We start from the raw sequence: 16,294 nt of genomic DNA, 5'->3' as shown, positions 1-16,294 counted from the left end.
GTTTCGGCATGTGCCAGCCGAAATGTCGGCCGACTGCCTTTGGGGGGGAGACGCGATCGCCACGATCCTGGAAGGCCCCGGGCGGAGCGAACGGGCCGAGTGATCGACCCGTCCACGGAGCCCCCTGGATCAATAGAGCAGGATCGCGTCCACGGCGAGGGTCAACTGGCTCTTCTTGGTGCCGTCGTAGAACGGATGGGTGAACTGGGTCCAGTCGTAGCGAGCCTCGGGACGAATCCACAACCAGGGCTTGGGCTTGTAGATCAAGCCGACGGTCATTTCGTAGAAGTTGTCCCGGAAACCCGTTCGCTGTCCGCCGTCGTCACGGAAGACTTCCGAACGCCAGACGCCCGTCAACTTATCGCCGAAGGCGTAGAGGAACCAGTTGCCGAACCCTTGCCAGCTATCGTTGCGGTCGAGACCGCCGACGAAAGTTCCATTCGACTGCGGGATGCCGCCGCTGCCGGGGATGTTATTTTCATACGACAGGTCGACTTCCATGACCTGCGTCAGCTTATCATTCCACTTATAAGAATAGACCATCGTGACCGAGGCACGGTTGTTGGAACCGTAGCTCGTATTCCGCCGTCCGTCGAGGTGCGGCGGAATCGTATTACCCAGCAGATAGATATTCTGCGACGAGCCGTTGAGGAAGTAGGGGTACTGATTCGGCCCGAAGATATAGGAGATGGCGAAGTTCGACTTACCGCTCTCCGAGGTCCAGGTGACGCCGCCGATGTAGTTCCACTTGTAGTTGGCGTCGAACCAGCGGTCGTAACCGTTGACCACGCCGTTGTACACGTTCACCCGATCCGTGAGGTGCAACGTGGACATCATGCCCAGGTGGGTGAACGGTTGGCCGTAGTTGAACATGTAGGGGACGGAGAGCAACGGACGGCCCGTCGCCGGCACCACTTCGTAGCCGAGGATCGTGTAGAAACGACCGCCCTTGATGTCGATACCGCCCTTGGTCAGGAACGGCAGGTGGACTTCGGCATACATCTGGGCGGGGTCATAGCCCAGGAAGTGATTGAGCCGGAACGAGTGCTCATTCAAACCACGCATGTGGTTGAACTGCCAGTCGTTGCCGAAGAGGTTGTCGACGCGGAAGCCGAAGTTGATCCGGTCGTTCTGCTCGAGCGGATTCTCGATGATGAGGTAGTATTGGTTCCCCATCCATCGATTGGCTAGGAAGTTCGGGTTCACGCCGAAGTTGTAGCCGCTCGGGGGCACGCCGCCCGTATTGCCCGTGTAGCTATTCTGAATCCAGCCATAAACCTTCACCGGCTTGTCGGCCCGGTTGAAGAAGTTCATGAGGAGCTTGGATTCATCCTTCTCCGGTTCCCCTTCCTTCTCCTCTTCCTTGGCCTCCTCGGCGGCGAGCTGGCCCGCCTCGGCCTCGGTGGGCTCGCCACCGCCGCCGGCCCGCTCGGCGCGGGGCAGGGCGACGTCCGTCTCATTGGCGGGGCCGGACGACCCGCTGGGCGACGGCGGCTCGGTCCCCGAGAACGTGCCCGTGGGAGACGGGATACTGGGGGATGGCGTCGGAGGTACCGCGCCCCCGTCCTGGAAGTACGACGTTCTTACCGGCAGATTGTCCGCGGCCGGTGGATATGCGTATGAGGAACGTGGCGCCTGGGCGGCCTGCGTAGGGGCCGGTAGCGGATACGAGCCAGCGGCGCTCACCTGGGCGACGCTCTCTCCGCCTCCTATGCCCCACAGCAGACCCAAGACACCGACCCCTTGGACGATCGGTCTTCTCATGGTCATCCTCCTGAATGACGTCCTGACCCGCGAGTCCTTCGCGGTCTGTTTTCTAGATCAAGCATCCCCGAGGAATGCCCGAACGAGCCTAACCCTTCATCTGTACCAACTCAGTCTCGAGACGCTCGCGATGAGTGGACCCGCGAGTCTCGACTCCAAACCAAGCCAAATCGGGCGAAGTCCCCAATCCTCGGGGACCCCGGGAGAGCCGATCGCCTCATCAGGAGATACGTTCGACGCGAACCTCGGAGGGTTCGCCACGTCCAGCGACTCTCGCGTCCTCAAACTGGCTATCGATCATTGAGGGACAGGAGCGGACCAGACCTTGGCGAGCGAGACACGCGCGGGCCGCTTTCCGGTGACATTGGTCCGTCCCTGGGGAGGGAAGGTGGCCACCGGCAGTACCGCGGTTTCCTGCAAACTCACTCCGACTCGCGATTAAGATCGGACAAAGGCGGGTCAGAAATTAACGATTCTAGTGGCAGGTGGAGATGTTGCGATTTGACACACTGGCATGTGAAACGCGATTGGATCGGGCCGCCCTGGAAATGAGAAAGCCGGCCAGATAGCATCAAATCAGGTCCACCACCTCTCCCATGGCGACCTGGATGATGCCGTCTGACCGGCTTAGTCGTACCCGTCGGCCCGATCCGGGGGCCGACGGGTGTATCGAGGCACTGCTGCTGTCTAAAAGCCGGCCAGAAAGGATCGGACCTGATCCACCACCTCTCCCATGGCGATCCGGATGATACTGCCTGGCCGGCTGGACGGAATCGAGGCCCTGTATCGAGGGCCGTCGAGTGTGAGGAGAGGGCGAGCGGGGGGTCGTGCGAGGCTACCCGCTCGCCCTGTTGGCGGTTGGTGAGATGGCGGGGGGTCCGCTTCTACCGTCGCCAGAGGGGTGTTTCATCACTCACGCATCGGCGTGAGTCCCTTGTGTTTCGTTTTCGCAAGAACACTTCGTTGCTCTTGTTCTCATCATCGTTCGACGCCATAGTGAAATTGCAAAGAGAATGCCAGAACGAAGTTTGCCCTTCGAAGTTGTTGGAATAAGGCTTCACTGATTCAATAACTCCATCCTAACTCCTGTCAAGATTTGGGATTTAGTCGATCGCGACGTTGCGATCCTTTAAGGCCTGGTTCGTCGGTGCAATTTCATCTCGATCCGAGTGTGTGCGATCTCTGGGCGTTGATGCCTACGACATGCGCAACCGACGAACTTCTTCGAAGAAAAGCTGACGATCCGCAAGACTCGGGAGAGTCGTGACGGGATTCGGAAGGTAAACTTCAAATCCCCGGCCGTTGCGGATTAATCGAGAGCGAAGGGAAATGATGGTAGAAGCCAAGCGACTGGTATTGCGGCCCACGTTGGATTTCGAGGCCGCGGTGACAGCCTGGGAGGACGCGGGGGACTCCACACCGCTTGGCCGTTGGCTCGACCGCGAACTCGACGCGGACGGATTCCCGAATCAGCTCTCGATCCCCGACTGGCGTCAGCACCTCTCTCGACTGGCCGAGGCTCGTCGCGGCAGGAATGTGGACTGGCCGGACCTATTCGACGCTCGGATCGAGGGGTGGTTCCGACAGGTCCTGAGGTTCTCCCGTCCCGATGGCGATCCCGTCATGTGTGGCGGCGAGGGGGGCCCGGGGACGAAGGAGCTCCTACGATACTGGGCCGAGAATCTCCCCGACCCATCGCTCGAGACCGTCCTCCGCTGGTGGTTCCCGACCCACGAGCGGCCTCACTCGCCCCCACCGCTACCCGCTGCGGCCAGACTCGACCTCCCCCTGGCCGTGCTCCGAGCCCACTGGCAATCGGCCGGCGACTTCGTGGCGATCGACCACAGGCAGTCCGGGGCGACGACGGGGCTCGAAATGTTCGCGCTGGGACGTCCGTGGCTGGGATCGAAATGGGGATTGGAAGGGAGCCCGGCGGGATCCTCGGCGCCTGCCATGACGGCCTGGCTCTCGAATTCTTCGCTCGACCTCGCCGAATGGTCCTTCAAGGCCGGCAACCTGCGGGTGAGGAGGTCGGCGCTTGTCCTCCGTCATCGCAAGGTGGCGATCCTCGGCGATGAGGTGGAGGGGGGACGCTCCGACCCCGCCATGTGCATCGGGCTCTGCCAGGGGGTCGAGGCCAGGCCGATCGAGGGGAGCCGAGCCCTGGCCCTCGAAGGCAAACGGAGCCGATCATCGGTCAGGCTCTACCCCTTCGCGCTCCCAGACACCGTGTCGAAAAGTGAAGACGGGGTCTTCGAAGCGGTGGACGGAGCCCTGCGACTCCAGCAGAGCTCTCAACTGAAGCGGTCATGGCTCCCGCTGCTGGCGTCCTGGGAACCTCAGCGCAATCGCAAGACGGTCCGCTGGCGACGGCTCACGGTGACCGAGCGCGGGGAGATCTGTCCCCCCTCGACGGCCATTGCGTATCGGATCTCCTGGGGGAGGGACGAGACGCTGGTCATCTATCGCAGCCTCGCCCGTCCCACGCTCCGGGCCTTCCTCGGCCATCAGTCCCGGTCCCGGTTCTTCGTCGGACTGTTCGACCAGAACGGGAACACGAAGTCGATCCTGTCACTCGAGGATTAACACGAGGTCTGCCCGCCGATCATGGCTTCTCGCGCCTCGGCGAGGTGGCAATCGCGAGCTGCGAGAGGAGGATGTAGAGGAGGTTGACGGCGACCGTCAGGTAACCCGTATGTTGATGGGGTTTGATCAGGTTCGCGTTATGGTGGGCCGAGAGCAAGAGCCCGATCGTGAGTTGGGCGATGATCAGGCCGGCTGCTAGAAATCCTAGGATGATCAAGAACGGTTTCATCGCGAAAGACTGCCCCTGTGGGTTGGAGAGACTCGACGGCGCCTGGGCCTCCGAAGTCCGCTTGACCGAGAGAGCATAGACGATTCCCAGTCGAGCGTCACCGATACGTTCCCCGATTCCCTTGCCGAGATGAACGGAAGACACGACACTCGTTCCATGGACGCCGATAGAATTCGAGAGAATCTGCAATCCGTCACCGGGCGCATCGCCCGTGCCGAGGCCCGCTCGGGCCGGCCCCAGGGTTCGGCCAGGCTGATCGCCGTGACCAAGCGGAATCCGCCCGAGCGAATCCGCCACCTGATCGACCTGGGGGTCAAGGAACTGGCCGAGAATTACCCCCAGGAGCTCTGGAAGAAAGCCGAGGCCCTCCGGGAATTCTCGCCGACCTGGCATTTGATCGGGCATCTCCAGGGCAATAAAGTGAAGCGGACCTTTCCCCTCGTGCGGATGATCCACGCCGTCGACTCGCTCAAGCTCCTGCGTGAGCTCGACCGGGTCGCGAGCGGCTTGCCCCGAGGGGAACGCCCAGAGGTCTGCCTCCAGGTCAACACCTCCGACGAGGAGGCCAAGCACGGCTGGTCGGCCGAGTCCTTGCTCCTCGACGCCGAGGCGGTTGCGGCTTGCCGGGAGATCCCGGTGGTCGGCCTCATGACGATGGCGGCCTATGGCACCGACGCGGAGTCGGCCCGTCCTTCATTCGTCGAGCTTCGCCGCGTTCGGGATGAGCTCCGGACCAGGACCGGCCTGGCTCTCGAGCACCTCTCGATGGGGATGTCCAACGACTTCGAGACGGCCATCGAGGAAGGGGCGACCCTGGTTCGCGTCGGTTCGGCCCTCTTCGAAGGGGCGGAGGGATGATCGCGGTCTCCGAGCATTCCCAGGGCTGTGTCCTCCCCATCAGGGCCCAGCCCGGTGCGAAGAAGAATGCGATCCTCGGCGAGCATGCCGGAGCCCTGAGAGTGGCGGTCACGGCCGCTCCCGAGCGAGGCAAGGCGAACGAGGCGATCCGCGACGTCCTCTGCGATTCGCTGGGTTGCAAGGCTTCCCAGGTGGCAATCCTCTCGGGCGAGGCGTCGCGAGAGAAGCGGTTCCTGATCTCAGGCATGAAGGTCGAGGACCTGGCGAACCGTCTCTCGGCGCTGCTGGCAGGATCAACGTCCGCCGACCCGAAGGCCCGCTCCTAACCCCATACTCCTCGTCGCCAAGGCCATCAGATAAGATCAAGCGAAAATCCGAATCCTCAAGTTTGGAAACGTGTCGAATGTCCTCGAAACTCGAAGAGTTCACGCTCACTCCCTGGAATGGCCCCGCCGCTCCCACGAGCGTCCGCGTCCCCGGCTCCAAGAGCATCACGAACCGGGCTCTGATCATCGCCGCACTCGCACAGGGGGACACCCTGCTGACGGGGGCCCTCGATAGCGAGGATACGCGGGTCATGGTCGACTCGCTGCAGCGCCTCGGCATGGACGTCGTCCACGACACGGCCGCGGCGACGATCAAGGTCAAGGGATGCGGCGGCAAGATCCCGAAGAAGGAAGCCGAGCTCTTCGTCGCGAACTCCGGGACGAGCCTGCGGTTCCTCACCGCGATGGTCGCCACGGGGCAGGGGACGTACAAGCTCGACGGCACGCCGAGGATGCGGCAACGCCCCGTCTCCGACCTGCTCGCCGCCCTCAACGGCCTCGGGGCCGAAGCGAAGAGCGACCTCGGCACCGGATGTCCCCCCGTGACCATCACGGCATCCTGCCTCGACGGCGGCAACGCCTTCGTCAGGGGGGACGTCTCGAGCCAGTTCCTCAGCGGCCTCTTGATGGCCGTCCCTTACTCAAGGGACACGACGACGATCGAGGTCCAGGGGACGCTCGTCTCGCTCCCTTACGTCACGATGACCCTCGAGGTCATGGAGGCCTTCGGAGTCCGGATCAGCAACCGCAAGAACCGACGCTTCGATATCCAGCCGGCCCGCTACAGCGGCCGGGAATATGCCGTGGAGCCCGATGCCTCGGCCGCGAGCTACTTCTTTGCACTGGCGGCGATCACAGGCGGCAGCATCACCGTCGATGGCCTCGGGACGAAGAGCATCCAGGGGGACGTAGGCTTCGTCGACATCCTCGAGCACATGGGCTGCACCGTCCAGCGCGAGGCAAACAGGACGACCGTGACCGGCGGCAGGCTCAGGGGCGTCGACGTCGACATGAACGCGATCAGCGACACCGTCATGACCCTGGCCGTCGTGGCCCTCTTCGCCGACGGGATGACCCGGATCCGCAACGTCGGCCACATCCGCCATAAGGAGACCGATCGGATCGCGGCCGTCGCCAACGAGTTGCGCAAGCTCGGCGCGACCGTCGATGAGCATCCGGACGGACTCGTGATCTTCCCGCCAGCCACGCTCTCCCCGGCAAGGATCGCCACGTACGATGATCACCGGATGGCCATGTCGTTCGCCCTCGCCGGGGTGAAATCGCCCGACGTAACGATCCTCGACCCCGGCTGCGTCGGCAAGACCTACCCCGGCTTCTGGGACGACCTGGCCAAGCTGACCCCGTCGCCCTGAGCCGGGCGGCTCCACCGCAGTGCGATCTCCATCGCCAGTTGGACCCCGGCGCCGGCGATCGCGGGGTCGTAATTCGCGACGCCCGGTGTGCCCGACAGGGTGATACGCCGGGCGTCTCGATCTCTGATCTTGCCGAAGATCAAGTCTCGGCAGGGCCGTCGCTGGCGGAACTGGTGTGGGATCCAGAGGTCATCCGCCGCCTGCCTCGCCAGATCGGCGAGCCTTTCATGACAACAGTCGAGGATGAGCGGCCCAAAACCTGCGGACGCGAGTCCAAGGATGAGCGTACCATCCTTCCTGAAATGGCCGTGGCCCAAGTCGGAGAGGAAACGTTGGTATCCCCTCCTCGACAATCCTGACTCCATAGCAACGAGTCGGACCTTGGCACGCTCCATCAACGTTCGCGGGATCACCTGACCCAGACCGATGATCTGGACCAGATTCGAGTCCGTGAGCTCAATGAGGAAATCGACACTGACTTGCTTGCATCCCGCCTGATTCCGTGTCGCGAAGATCGCAGTGAACTGCAGCCTGCCGGACTCGGAGGGTTGGCGATCGACCTGCCACCCCGATTGCTCCCAGGACTGAGCCAACTCTATCAGATTCGACGAGCCGCCCGACTCGTTCACACGACCGGGGTCATTGGCTCGCCATTGAGAGAAGGAAGGAAATTTCATGCGAACCAGTACCAAGGCTGAACGCTCATCGTTTTAAGAGAGTCATAAATTTTGATGTCGAGGAAATCCAGGTCGAGTTTAGCGTTAACTCTGGAGTGGCCCAGGCACCTGCCTGGGTATCGTCCCGGGAATCCTTGACGATGCGAGACCAGACGGGGTAATTTGAACCCGCGAAAGACGGAAATGTAACCCTTCTCCCACCTTCCATCCCGGCTTGAAGACGCGACGATCATGCTGAAACGGACAAAGACTTGCGGTGAATTGACGGGCGAGCACGTAGGGCAGGTCGTCACGCTGAACGGTTGGGTCGACGCCTGGCGCGACTTCGGCGGCCTCGTCTTCATCGATGTTCGGGATCGCTACGGCCTGACTCAGTGCGTGTTCGAGCCCGAGGTCGGCGAGGCGCTCCAGGCCGCCGCGCGCGAGCTCCGCAGCGAATACGTCGTCGCCATCCAGGGAGAAGTGGCCCGTCGCCTCCCAGGCAAGGAAAACCCCAAGCTCAAGACCGGCGAGATCGAGGTCCGGGCCAAGAAGCTCGAGGTCCTCAACGCCACGCCCACCCCCCCGTTCGAGATCCAGGGAGCCGAGGCGAACGAAGAGTTGCGGCTCAAGTATCGCTACCTCGACCTGCGTCGCCCGGCGATGCAGTCGATCTTCGTCCTGCGCCATCGAATGTCTCAGCTCATGCGCCAGACGCTCTCGGATCAGGACTTCCTCGAGGTCGAGACCCCGATCCTCGGCCGCAGCACCCCCGAAGGTGCCCGCGACTTCCTAGTCCCCAGCCGTGTCCACGCCGGGCACTTCTACGCCCTGCCGCAGTCGCCGCAGTTGTACAAGCAAGTCTTGATGGTCGCGGGCTTCGACCGCTACTTCCAGATCGCCCGCTGCTTCCGCGACGAAGACCTTCGCGCCAACCGTCAGCCCGAGTTCACCCAGCTCGACGTCGAGATGTCGTTCGTCGAAGATCAGGACGTGATGACGACCATGGAGCCGGTCGTCGCCTCCCTGGCGAAGGAATTCACCGGCGAGACCCTGACCCTGCCATTCCCCCGGCTCGACTACCACGACGTGATGGAGCGTTACGGCAACGACCGCCCCGACCTCCGATACGACCTGGAGCTGAAAGACCTCGCCGACCTCGCGACCTTGACCGAGTTCAAGGTCTTCCAGCAGGCCAAGGAATTCGGGAACCGGATCCGGGGCATCTGCGCACCGGGCGGCGGCCAGAAGTACAGCCGCAAGGATCTCGACGGCCTGACGGAGTTTGCCGGGACGTTCGGGGCCAAGGGCCTCGTCTGGCTCAAGGTCGAGGCCGAAGGATTCACCGGGCCGACGGCCAAGTTCTTCCCCCCCGCGGCCCAGGAACACGTCCGCACCCTCTTCGACGCCAAGGCGGGCGATCTCATCCTCATCGTCGCCGACACCCAGGCGGTGACCAGCCAGGCCCTGACCAACCTGCGGTCAAGGCTCGCGACCGAGCTGAAGCTGTATGACCCCAAGAGCTTCCACTACTCCTGGGTCATCCGCTTCCCGCTCTTCGCCTGGGATGCTGAGGAGCAGCGATTCGTCGCCGAGCACCACCCGTTCACGATGCCGTTGGAAGAGGACCTGCCGCTCCTTGACACCGAGCCGGCCAAGGTCCGGGCCCAGGCCTACGACCTCGTGGTCAACGGCGAGGAGTGCGGCGGCGGCACGATCCGCTGCCACGTCCCCCAGATCCAGTCCAAGATCTTCGGCCTGCTCGGCCTCTCGCCGGAACAGGCCGAGGAGAAGTTCGGCTTTTTGCTCGGAGCCCTCAAGAACGGTGCACCGCCCCACGGCGGTATCGCGCTGGGCGTCGACCGGCTCGTCATGCTCTACGCCGGCCTGACGAACATCCGCGACTGCATCGCCTTCCCCAAGACCGCCCGAGGCGCCGACCTCATGACGGGCGCCCCCGGCGAAGTCGACTCGCGGCAGCTCCGCGACCTCCGGATCCGCACGGTCGAGTGAGAGAGTGTGGCTGGTTGTCAGCCATGAGCTTTGCGTTAAATAACGAGGGTCGTCCCATCCGAACTGGATGGGACGACCCTCGCTCATTTGGCCTGGTATCGCATCTTCCTCAGGTCGAGCAGATCCCGGCCAGATCGCGGATGGCGGCCTGGGCGACAGGGCTTGGGCAGGACCAGACGAGGAAGAAAAGGGCCTGTCGCGCCCAGCGCTGGGCCGGGTCATCGCGAAGGAACCCGGAGCCTTTGCGTGCTGTGAGGTAAGCCTGCGTCGCGCGGAGCACGAAGTCGTTGGCCTGGCCCCGGACCTGGCCCGAGGTCAAGGCCTCCGGAACCCCTTCGGCGGTCTCACAGAGCGAGTGCCAAAGCTTCGCCCATGACTCGGCGAGTGCCTCGAACGGCTCGACGAGATCTTCGCGGCGAGGGGCCTCGGCATGGAGGGCGTCCAGCGCCGCGCGAGCCTGCCCAAGCGCCAGGGCCGAGGTCTCCAGGCCCCCCGTGCCGGCCGCGCTTGCCGTCTTCATGACATCTTCCATGGGGCCGACCAGGACATCCTCTTCGCCCGCCGGGACATCCTCGCAGACCACCTCCGACGTACTCGAAGCCTGCAACGCCGCGAGGGCGAAGGGAGGTCGGACCGAGAACCCGGCGCGATCGGTGGGGATCGCCAGGAGGAGTTGCCGGTCGTCTTCGAGCACGGCTCCCGTGACGATCATGTTCGCGTGCTCGGCCCCCGTGACCCAGGGCATCGAGCCGTTGAGCCGGTATTGGCCGGGGCCAACCTCGGTCGCCGTCATCGCCCGGGGGCCGAGCCTCCGGGACGTGGTGAGTTGCGAGATACCGACGGTGGTGAAGGCTCGTCCCTGGCTGATCTCATCCAGCCAGTGGGCCGCGGCGGGTCGTTCGGAAGCGGCCAGAAGCCGACGCACGCCGGCGTCGTGCTGAGAGAGCACAAAGGCAGCGGTCATGCTCCCCACGGCGACCCGGGCATAGCGTTCCAGTAGGGTTGAACGGTCATAGCCCGGCCCACCCCACTCCTTCGGCAGGCCCCAGCCGGCCGCGCCGGCGTTGACAAGGATCGACCAGAGTTCCGGCGACCAGGCCCCCGAGACATCGGCGGCGCCGTCGGCCTCGGCGAGCCGCGCAACCAGGGTCTCAAGCTCGTTGTCGTGTTGGGTGATCGGCCAGGCGAAAGACGTCGATGATTGATGGCTCATCATGGTAGTCTGCCGCAATTCCGTCCGTTCGCCAACCGAAAATCGCGACACCAGCCGGGACGCCCGCGATGCCACCACCCTATTGCTACGACTACCCGCGACCCGCCGTCACCGTCGACCTCGTCGCGTTCACGCTCATCGAGGGAAGCCTGCGCGTCCTCCTGATCCGCCGCGATCGCCCTCCTTTTGCTGGCCGGTGGGCCTTCCCGGGCGGCTTCATGGAGATCGAGGAGCCGATCGAGGACGCGGCTCGCCGGGAACTCCGCGAGGAGACCGGCTTCGACCTCTCCGCCCCGATCTCCTTCCTCGGTGTCTTCGGGGCTCCCGGTCGCGATCCCAGGGGTCGAACGATCAGCATGGTCTACGCCGTCACGGTTCCCGCTCCAATCGCCAAGGTGCGAGGTGGCGACGATGCCTCCGAGGCCCGATGGATCGATCCCAAGGAAGCGAGGGATCTCGCCTTCGATCACGATGAGATTCTGAGTCGCGGCCTGGAATGGCTCCAGCAGGCTCTGGAAGTAGGGCCGATGGTTGTCCCCATGCTGCCTCAACCTTTCGAGGCGAGCGACGTTCGACGACTCTTCAAGACACTAGGGCAATCGCCGTCGCGGGCATCGGCCTGGATCAAGCGGCTCGACAAGGGTGGGACGATTTCGCCGGTGGCGAATCAAGAAGGGTTCTTCCGTCAGGTCCAGGAATAGTTGGATCGGACCGGGATGATGATATGATGTCGGCCCGAGACGCGGGCTGCGCGGCAGAGAACCCGCGCTCCAACGGATGGATGTCGTCGAGTGGAACTTAAGGACGGGACCTATGACCCGAATTCTGCGCCGCGACTTCCTGCGGGCTTCGGCCACCGGTGTCTTGCCGGGCCTCATCGGAAGGACGGCACTCGGGGCCGCCGAGGAGACGTCAGAGCTCGATGATTTCATCGAACAGAGGCGTCGGGCCGCGCAAATTCCCGGCCTGACGGCCTGCATCGTGAAGGGGCGAAAAGTCGTCTGGTCGAAGGGCTATGGCTGGGCGGATATCGAGAAGCGCCGGCCGATGGACCCGGATGCCACCGTGCAGAATATCGGCTCCATCTCCAAGACGATCGTCGCCACGGCGATCATGCAACTCTGGGAGAAGGGCGAGTTCCAACTCGACGACGACGTCAACGAGCGGCTCCCTTTCGCCGTGAGGAATCCCAACCATCCCGAGACGCCGATCACCTACCGGCTCCTTCTGACGCACCGGGCCGGCATCGCCGATAGCCTCGCTTATGGTTCCAGCTACGCCTGCGGCGATCCCACCCTCTCGCTGGAGGAGTGGCTCCAGGCATATCTGACACCCGGTGGTCGTTACTATTCGCAGAAGGACAACTTCCACACTTGGAAGCCGGGCCAGAAGCGTCAATACTCAAACCTCGGCTTCGGACTCCTGGGCTTCCTGGTCGAGCGGCTCTCGAAAGAATCATTCCCGGCATATACCAGAAAAAACATCTTCACGCGTCTGGAAATGAAGCGGACGGGCTGGCTCCTCTCCGAGACGGATCTCCCGAATCATGTCGTGCCCTATGTCGCGGCGGGGAAGAGCAAGGCCGACAAGGAGGAGTTGGAGGTCTACCGAAAGTTCAAGCTCCTCGCCGGAGAGGTGGTGAACGAGCCGAAGAGCGGCGATTATCACCCGATCTGCCTCTACAGCTTCCCCAACTACCCCGACGGCGGACTGCGTACAAGCGTGAATCAGCTCGCACGCTTCACGCTCGCCTACATGAACCAGGGAAAGCTCGGAGATGTCTCGATCCTCAAGCCCGACACCGTCCGGCTCATGCTCACTCCGCAGTCTGCGACGTCGCCCGAGCAGGGAATCTGCTGGGCGACAGAGACGCGCAATGGCCAGCGACACTGGGGCCACAATGGCAGCGACCCGGGAGTGCGGACGAATCTGTCCTTCCGAGTTTCGGATGGCGCCGGCGTCATCGTCTTCGCCAACCGGACCGACGCGGATCTCGGCAAGATCAACGATCGGCTATTCCAGGAAGCCAACCGTTACGTTTCCTGACCAGGAAACGACGGGCTGGCTCTATAGGCAAGGAGCCAGCCCGCTCTTCGTACCTCGAAGTCGAAAGCTTACTGGGCGGAGAGGTCGGCTTCGCTGAGGATCTCGAAGCCCATCGCGCGCAGGGCGGTCCCGGCCTGCTCGATGTTGTCGACGTGCATGGCCACGGCGGCCCGGCCATGCGGGTGGACGATGAGTGGATAGGCGTAGTGGATATTGATCTCGGCGCGGAGCAAGGCCGTGCAGAGGTCGGTGAGTGACTGCGGCCCCCCCGGCAGTTCGGCCACGAGGAGCTCGTTTTCCGCGAAGGCCAGCTTGTTCAGGCTCAGGATCTCGCGGCCTTGCTCCGGATGGCTGAGCACCAGGCGAAGGATCGAGCAGTCGGCCGAGTCCGAGATCGTCAGGCCGACGATCCGGATTTTCGAGCCGGAATAGGCCCGGACCACTTCGGCTAGCTGGCCAACCCGATTCTCAAGGAAAACCGAGAATTGGGTGATCGAGGGCCAACTGCGACCGTGCAGGGTTTCGTAATCAACCTCGCTGCCACCACCCTCGCCAAAGCTCATAGGGACCCTCGCTCGTTCCTCGGTGCGGGCCGGGGAAATACGGTTCCTTTTGGCACACCGAAGTTTAATACTCCGAACCAGGCCGGTCAAGGTGCCGCGTCGACGCGACCGCCGTGCCTGAGTTAGCGAAACCAATGCCGCCTGCCGACGAAAACGCCGGGCAGGGGACTGGCCCCATGCCCGGCGTTGGTTGGACTCTCAACTCATCGGCAATTCGGCCAGGCGGCTTCGCTCCAAGATACAATCAAGAGCCCTTGGCCGGCGAAGTCGCCATTGCGGTCTTGGCGGCGTCGTTGGCCTTCTTCTCGAGCGCCAGCGCGTCGACTTCGGCCTTGAGCGCGGCGACCTTGGACACGGCGGCGTCCATCGCCGGCTTGTTCGCCGCGAGTGCCTGGTCCGCGGCCACCTTGGCTGCGGTCGCCTGGTCGACGACAACCTTCTTGGCCGCCGCGTCGGCGTTCACCGTCTGCAGGGCCGCGTTAAGGTCGGCGTGAACCTTTGCCGACGCCTCACGCTCGGCCACGGCTTTCTGGGCGACAACCTGGGCCGCCTTGACCCCCTCGGTGGTCGTGTTGATCTGCGCCACGGCCTGTTCGACCAATTTGCCCGCCGCGTTCTTCTCCCCGACCAGGACATTGATCTGGGCCTCCGTGGCGGAGAAGCGAGCCGCCACGGCGTCGACGGCCCCCTTGAGGTCGAGGTATCGCTTCGTCTGGGCGTCGAACTCGGCCAGAGCTTTCGCAACCGCAGCCTCGTCGGCGGCGGATTTGATGGCTCCGAGTGCAGTCTCGACCCCCTGGATCTGAGCCACCCGATCGGCCTGGGCCTTGGCAATCACCGCCTTGATGGCGGCGAGGGCTTCGGTCGCCGACTTCTCGGCCGCAGCCTTGTCGGCCACAAGCTTCTCGGCGGCGGCCTTGGCGGCCTGGGCCTGGGTGACCGCAGCCTGGGCGGCGACGACACCGTCATTCGCGGCCTTCTCGGCGGCCATCTTCTGCTTCACGACCTGATCGGCCTGGGTCACTTCGGCCGTCTTCTGGGCGACGACCTGCTGGGCCGCGGCGAGGACGTTCTGGCTCGCGGTCAGGGCTGCCGCGGCGTCGGCCGTGGCCTTGATCATGGGCTGGAAAGGCTTGGTCGCCGCCTCGGCGGCGACGAGGGCCTGCGAGGCCTGCTCGAGCCGGGTTGCAATCGTGGCGGGGTTCGAAGCGAGGTTGGCGAGCCGCTTGCCTTCCTTCAACTCGAAGACGCGGACCTCGCCCGACCAGTCGCTGGCGATGATCGCGTTCGAGTCGTGGGAGAAGACGGCCTCAAGGGCGAGGTCGCCGAAGGCTTCGAAGTCGCGAAGCTTATTCCCGTTCGGATCCCAGAGCCGGGCAACGTGGTCGCGGCCGGTGGTGACGAGCCGACCGTCCTGGGCCATCCGGACGGAGGCCACGCCGCCGCCATGAGCCCCGATGTTCTTGATCGCCGTGCCGTTTTCCATCTCCCAAAGCTTGACCGTGCCGTCTTCGCTGGCCGAGGCCAGGACATTGGAGTCGAGCCGCCAGCTCACGTCGGTGATGGCCAAGGTATGACCGCGAAGGTCGAAATATTCGCGTCCGGTCCCGGCCTCCCACACGACGAGCCCGTTGTTACGGTCGCCCGAGGCGAGCAGGACGCCGTCTGGGCTGAACTCGATGGCCGTGATCCATTCCGTGTGCTTCTTCGACTCGTAGACGAGTTGGCCGTCGCTGGTGCTGTAGACGCGGAGGATCTTGCTCGGGCCGCCCAGCGCGACCATGCCGTGGTCGGGGCTGATGTCGGCGGCGAGGACGGCGTCATACTCCTTCCCGATCTCGAAGACCCGCTTGCCGTTCTTCACGTCGAAGACGACGGCGAGGCCCGACTGACCGCCCCGGCCGCCCCCAACGAGCAGCAGTGAGCCGTTGCGGCTGAACTTGAGGACGTTGATCGAGCCCTCGGGGAACGGGAGGACGGCGGATAGGTGGTTGTTCGTCGTGTTGTATAACAGCACCTGCTTGTGGCCGCCGATCGCAACGAGCGGAGCCCAGGGGCTGCTCGCCATCGCGGTGACGGCATTGGGCCGGGGGGCGAGGACGACCGGCTCGGTGCTGAGGTTCTCGGGCATGGCCGGGGGGCCGACCGGCTTGCCGGCCGCCGAGGGGTCGAGCTTGAACTCGAACTTCGGCTTGGCCTTCACCGCCGCCATGCTGCCGCTGGTCTCGAGCGCCCCGCCTTCGATCCAGAGCCGGATCGTCTCGATCTCGGCGTCGGGGATCTTGGGGGAGTTCGGCGGCATCTTCGGCTCTTCCTTGTGGGTGATGAGCGCGAGGAGCGAGCTGTTGTCGGGGTCGCCCGGCTCGATGACCTTACCCGAGCCGCCGCCTTGCATCGTGCCGCCGAACGTCTCGAGGTTCAGCCCGCCCTTCTGCTTGTCCCCGTTGTGGCAGGAGTTGCAGCGGGTCTTGAAGACGGCCGAGACCTGGTCCTGGAATGTCACCTTGGCCTTGGCGTCCGCAGCCTGCGACGAGGCGGCGGGGTAGGCCGAGGCCGTGATCCCGAGGAGGAGGGCAAGGGGGAGTTTCCCACGCATGATCAGAAGCCTCGTCATCCTCGGGGCACGCCTGGGCATGGCCCCGAGGGCAGGTGGTCGTTGAGGACGGT

At 64.0% G+C, this 16,294-nt stretch carries 12 protein-coding genes; 7 read left to right on the top strand and 5 right to left on the bottom strand.

Annotation, left to right across the window (positions count from 1 at the left end; translation table 11 throughout):
• Positions 1-129: 129 nt before the first annotated feature.
• A complete protein-coding gene (locus ACOYYX_RS16620) occupies positions 130-1,764 on the bottom strand; it encodes an outer membrane beta-barrel protein (RefSeq protein ID WP_422931030.1) in 1,635 nt (544 codons plus the stop codon).
• Between the two features lie 1,329 nt (positions 1,765-3,093).
• On the opposite strand from ACOYYX_RS16620, the gene ACOYYX_RS16615 reads away from it, so the two are divergent.
• The gene (locus ACOYYX_RS16615) at positions 3,094-4,350 is read left to right on the top strand and encodes a hypothetical protein (protein WP_422931029.1); all 1,257 of its coding nucleotides are present in this window, start codon (positions 3,094-3,096) and stop codon (positions 4,348-4,350) included.
• A 19-nt stretch (positions 4,351-4,369) separates the two neighbouring features.
• Here the strand turns inward: ACOYYX_RS16615 and ACOYYX_RS16610 are convergent, their stop codons facing one another.
• The gene (locus ACOYYX_RS16610; RefSeq protein WP_422931028.1) at positions 4,370-4,579 is read right to left on the bottom strand and encodes a hypothetical protein; all 210 of its coding nucleotides are present in this window, start codon (positions 4,577-4,579) and stop codon (positions 4,370-4,372) included.
• 156 nt (positions 4,580-4,735) lie between these two features.
• On the opposite strand from ACOYYX_RS16610, the gene ACOYYX_RS16605 reads away from it, so the two are divergent.
• The 4 genes from ACOYYX_RS16605 (at position 4,736) to aspS (ending at position 9,805) form a co-directional block, all read left to right on the top strand.
• Complete coding sequence (locus tag ACOYYX_RS16605; protein WP_422931027.1) at positions 4,736-5,437, top strand: YggS family pyridoxal phosphate-dependent enzyme; 702 nt, start codon at positions 4,736-4,738, stop codon at positions 5,435-5,437.
• Positions 5,434-5,763, top strand: a complete 330-nt coding sequence (locus ACOYYX_RS16600) for a DUF167 domain-containing protein (protein ID WP_422931026.1) — start codon at positions 5,434-5,436, stop codon at positions 5,761-5,763. The genes ACOYYX_RS16605 and ACOYYX_RS16600 overlap by 4 nt, the downstream gene beginning before the upstream one ends.
• Positions 5,764-5,840: 77 nt before the next feature.
• On the top strand, positions 5,841-7,136 hold the full coding sequence (gene aroA, locus ACOYYX_RS16595; RefSeq protein ID WP_422931025.1) for a 3-phosphoshikimate 1-carboxyvinyltransferase: 1,296 nt from the start codon (positions 5,841-5,843) through the stop codon (positions 7,134-7,136).
• Between the two features lie 908 nt (positions 7,137-8,044).
• Positions 8,045-9,805: an aspartate--tRNA ligase gene (gene aspS / locus ACOYYX_RS16590; protein ID WP_422931024.1), complete on the top strand. Its 1,761-nt coding sequence runs from the start codon at positions 8,045-8,047 to the stop codon at positions 9,803-9,805.
• A gap of 109 nt (positions 9,806-9,914) precedes the next feature.
• On the opposite strand, the gene ACOYYX_RS16585 is transcribed toward aspS, so the two are convergent.
• Positions 9,915-11,018, bottom strand: coding sequence for an acyl-CoA dehydrogenase (locus ACOYYX_RS16585; RefSeq protein ID WP_422931023.1), 1,104 nt, complete (start codon positions 11,016-11,018; stop codon positions 9,915-9,917).
• A gap of 68 nt (positions 11,019-11,086) precedes the next feature.
• On the opposite strand from ACOYYX_RS16585, the gene ACOYYX_RS16580 reads away from it, so the two are divergent.
• Positions 11,087-11,719: an NUDIX domain-containing protein gene (locus ACOYYX_RS16580; RefSeq protein WP_422931022.1), complete on the top strand. Its 633-nt coding sequence runs from the start codon at positions 11,087-11,089 to the stop codon at positions 11,717-11,719.
• 112 nt (positions 11,720-11,831) lie between these two features.
• A complete protein-coding gene (locus tag ACOYYX_RS16575; RefSeq protein ID WP_422931021.1) occupies positions 11,832-13,064 on the top strand; it encodes a serine hydrolase domain-containing protein in 1,233 nt (410 codons plus the stop codon).
• Between the two features lie 68 nt (positions 13,065-13,132).
• Here ACOYYX_RS16575 and ACOYYX_RS16570 read toward each other — a convergent pair whose 3' ends face one another.
• Together ACOYYX_RS16570 and ACOYYX_RS16565 are read right to left on the bottom strand one after the other, a co-directional pair.
• Positions 13,133-13,627, bottom strand: a complete 495-nt coding sequence (locus tag ACOYYX_RS16570; protein ID WP_422931020.1) for an acetolactate synthase — start codon at positions 13,625-13,627, stop codon at positions 13,133-13,135.
• Positions 13,628-13,871: 244 nt separating this feature from the next.
• Positions 13,872-16,223, bottom strand: coding sequence for a c-type cytochrome domain-containing protein (locus ACOYYX_RS16565; protein WP_422931019.1), 2,352 nt, complete (start codon positions 16,221-16,223; stop codon positions 13,872-13,874).
• Positions 16,224-16,294 lie beyond the last annotated feature (71 nt).

Origin of the sequence: Singulisphaera chitinilytica (assembly GCF_049331405.1) — a bacterium.
In the GTDB taxonomy this organism is placed as follows: Bacteria; Planctomycetota; Planctomycetia; order Isosphaerales; family Isosphaeraceae; genus PoT.
Note: the sequence above shows the minus strand (reverse complement) of the source record. Positions and strands in the feature narration are given on the sequence as shown.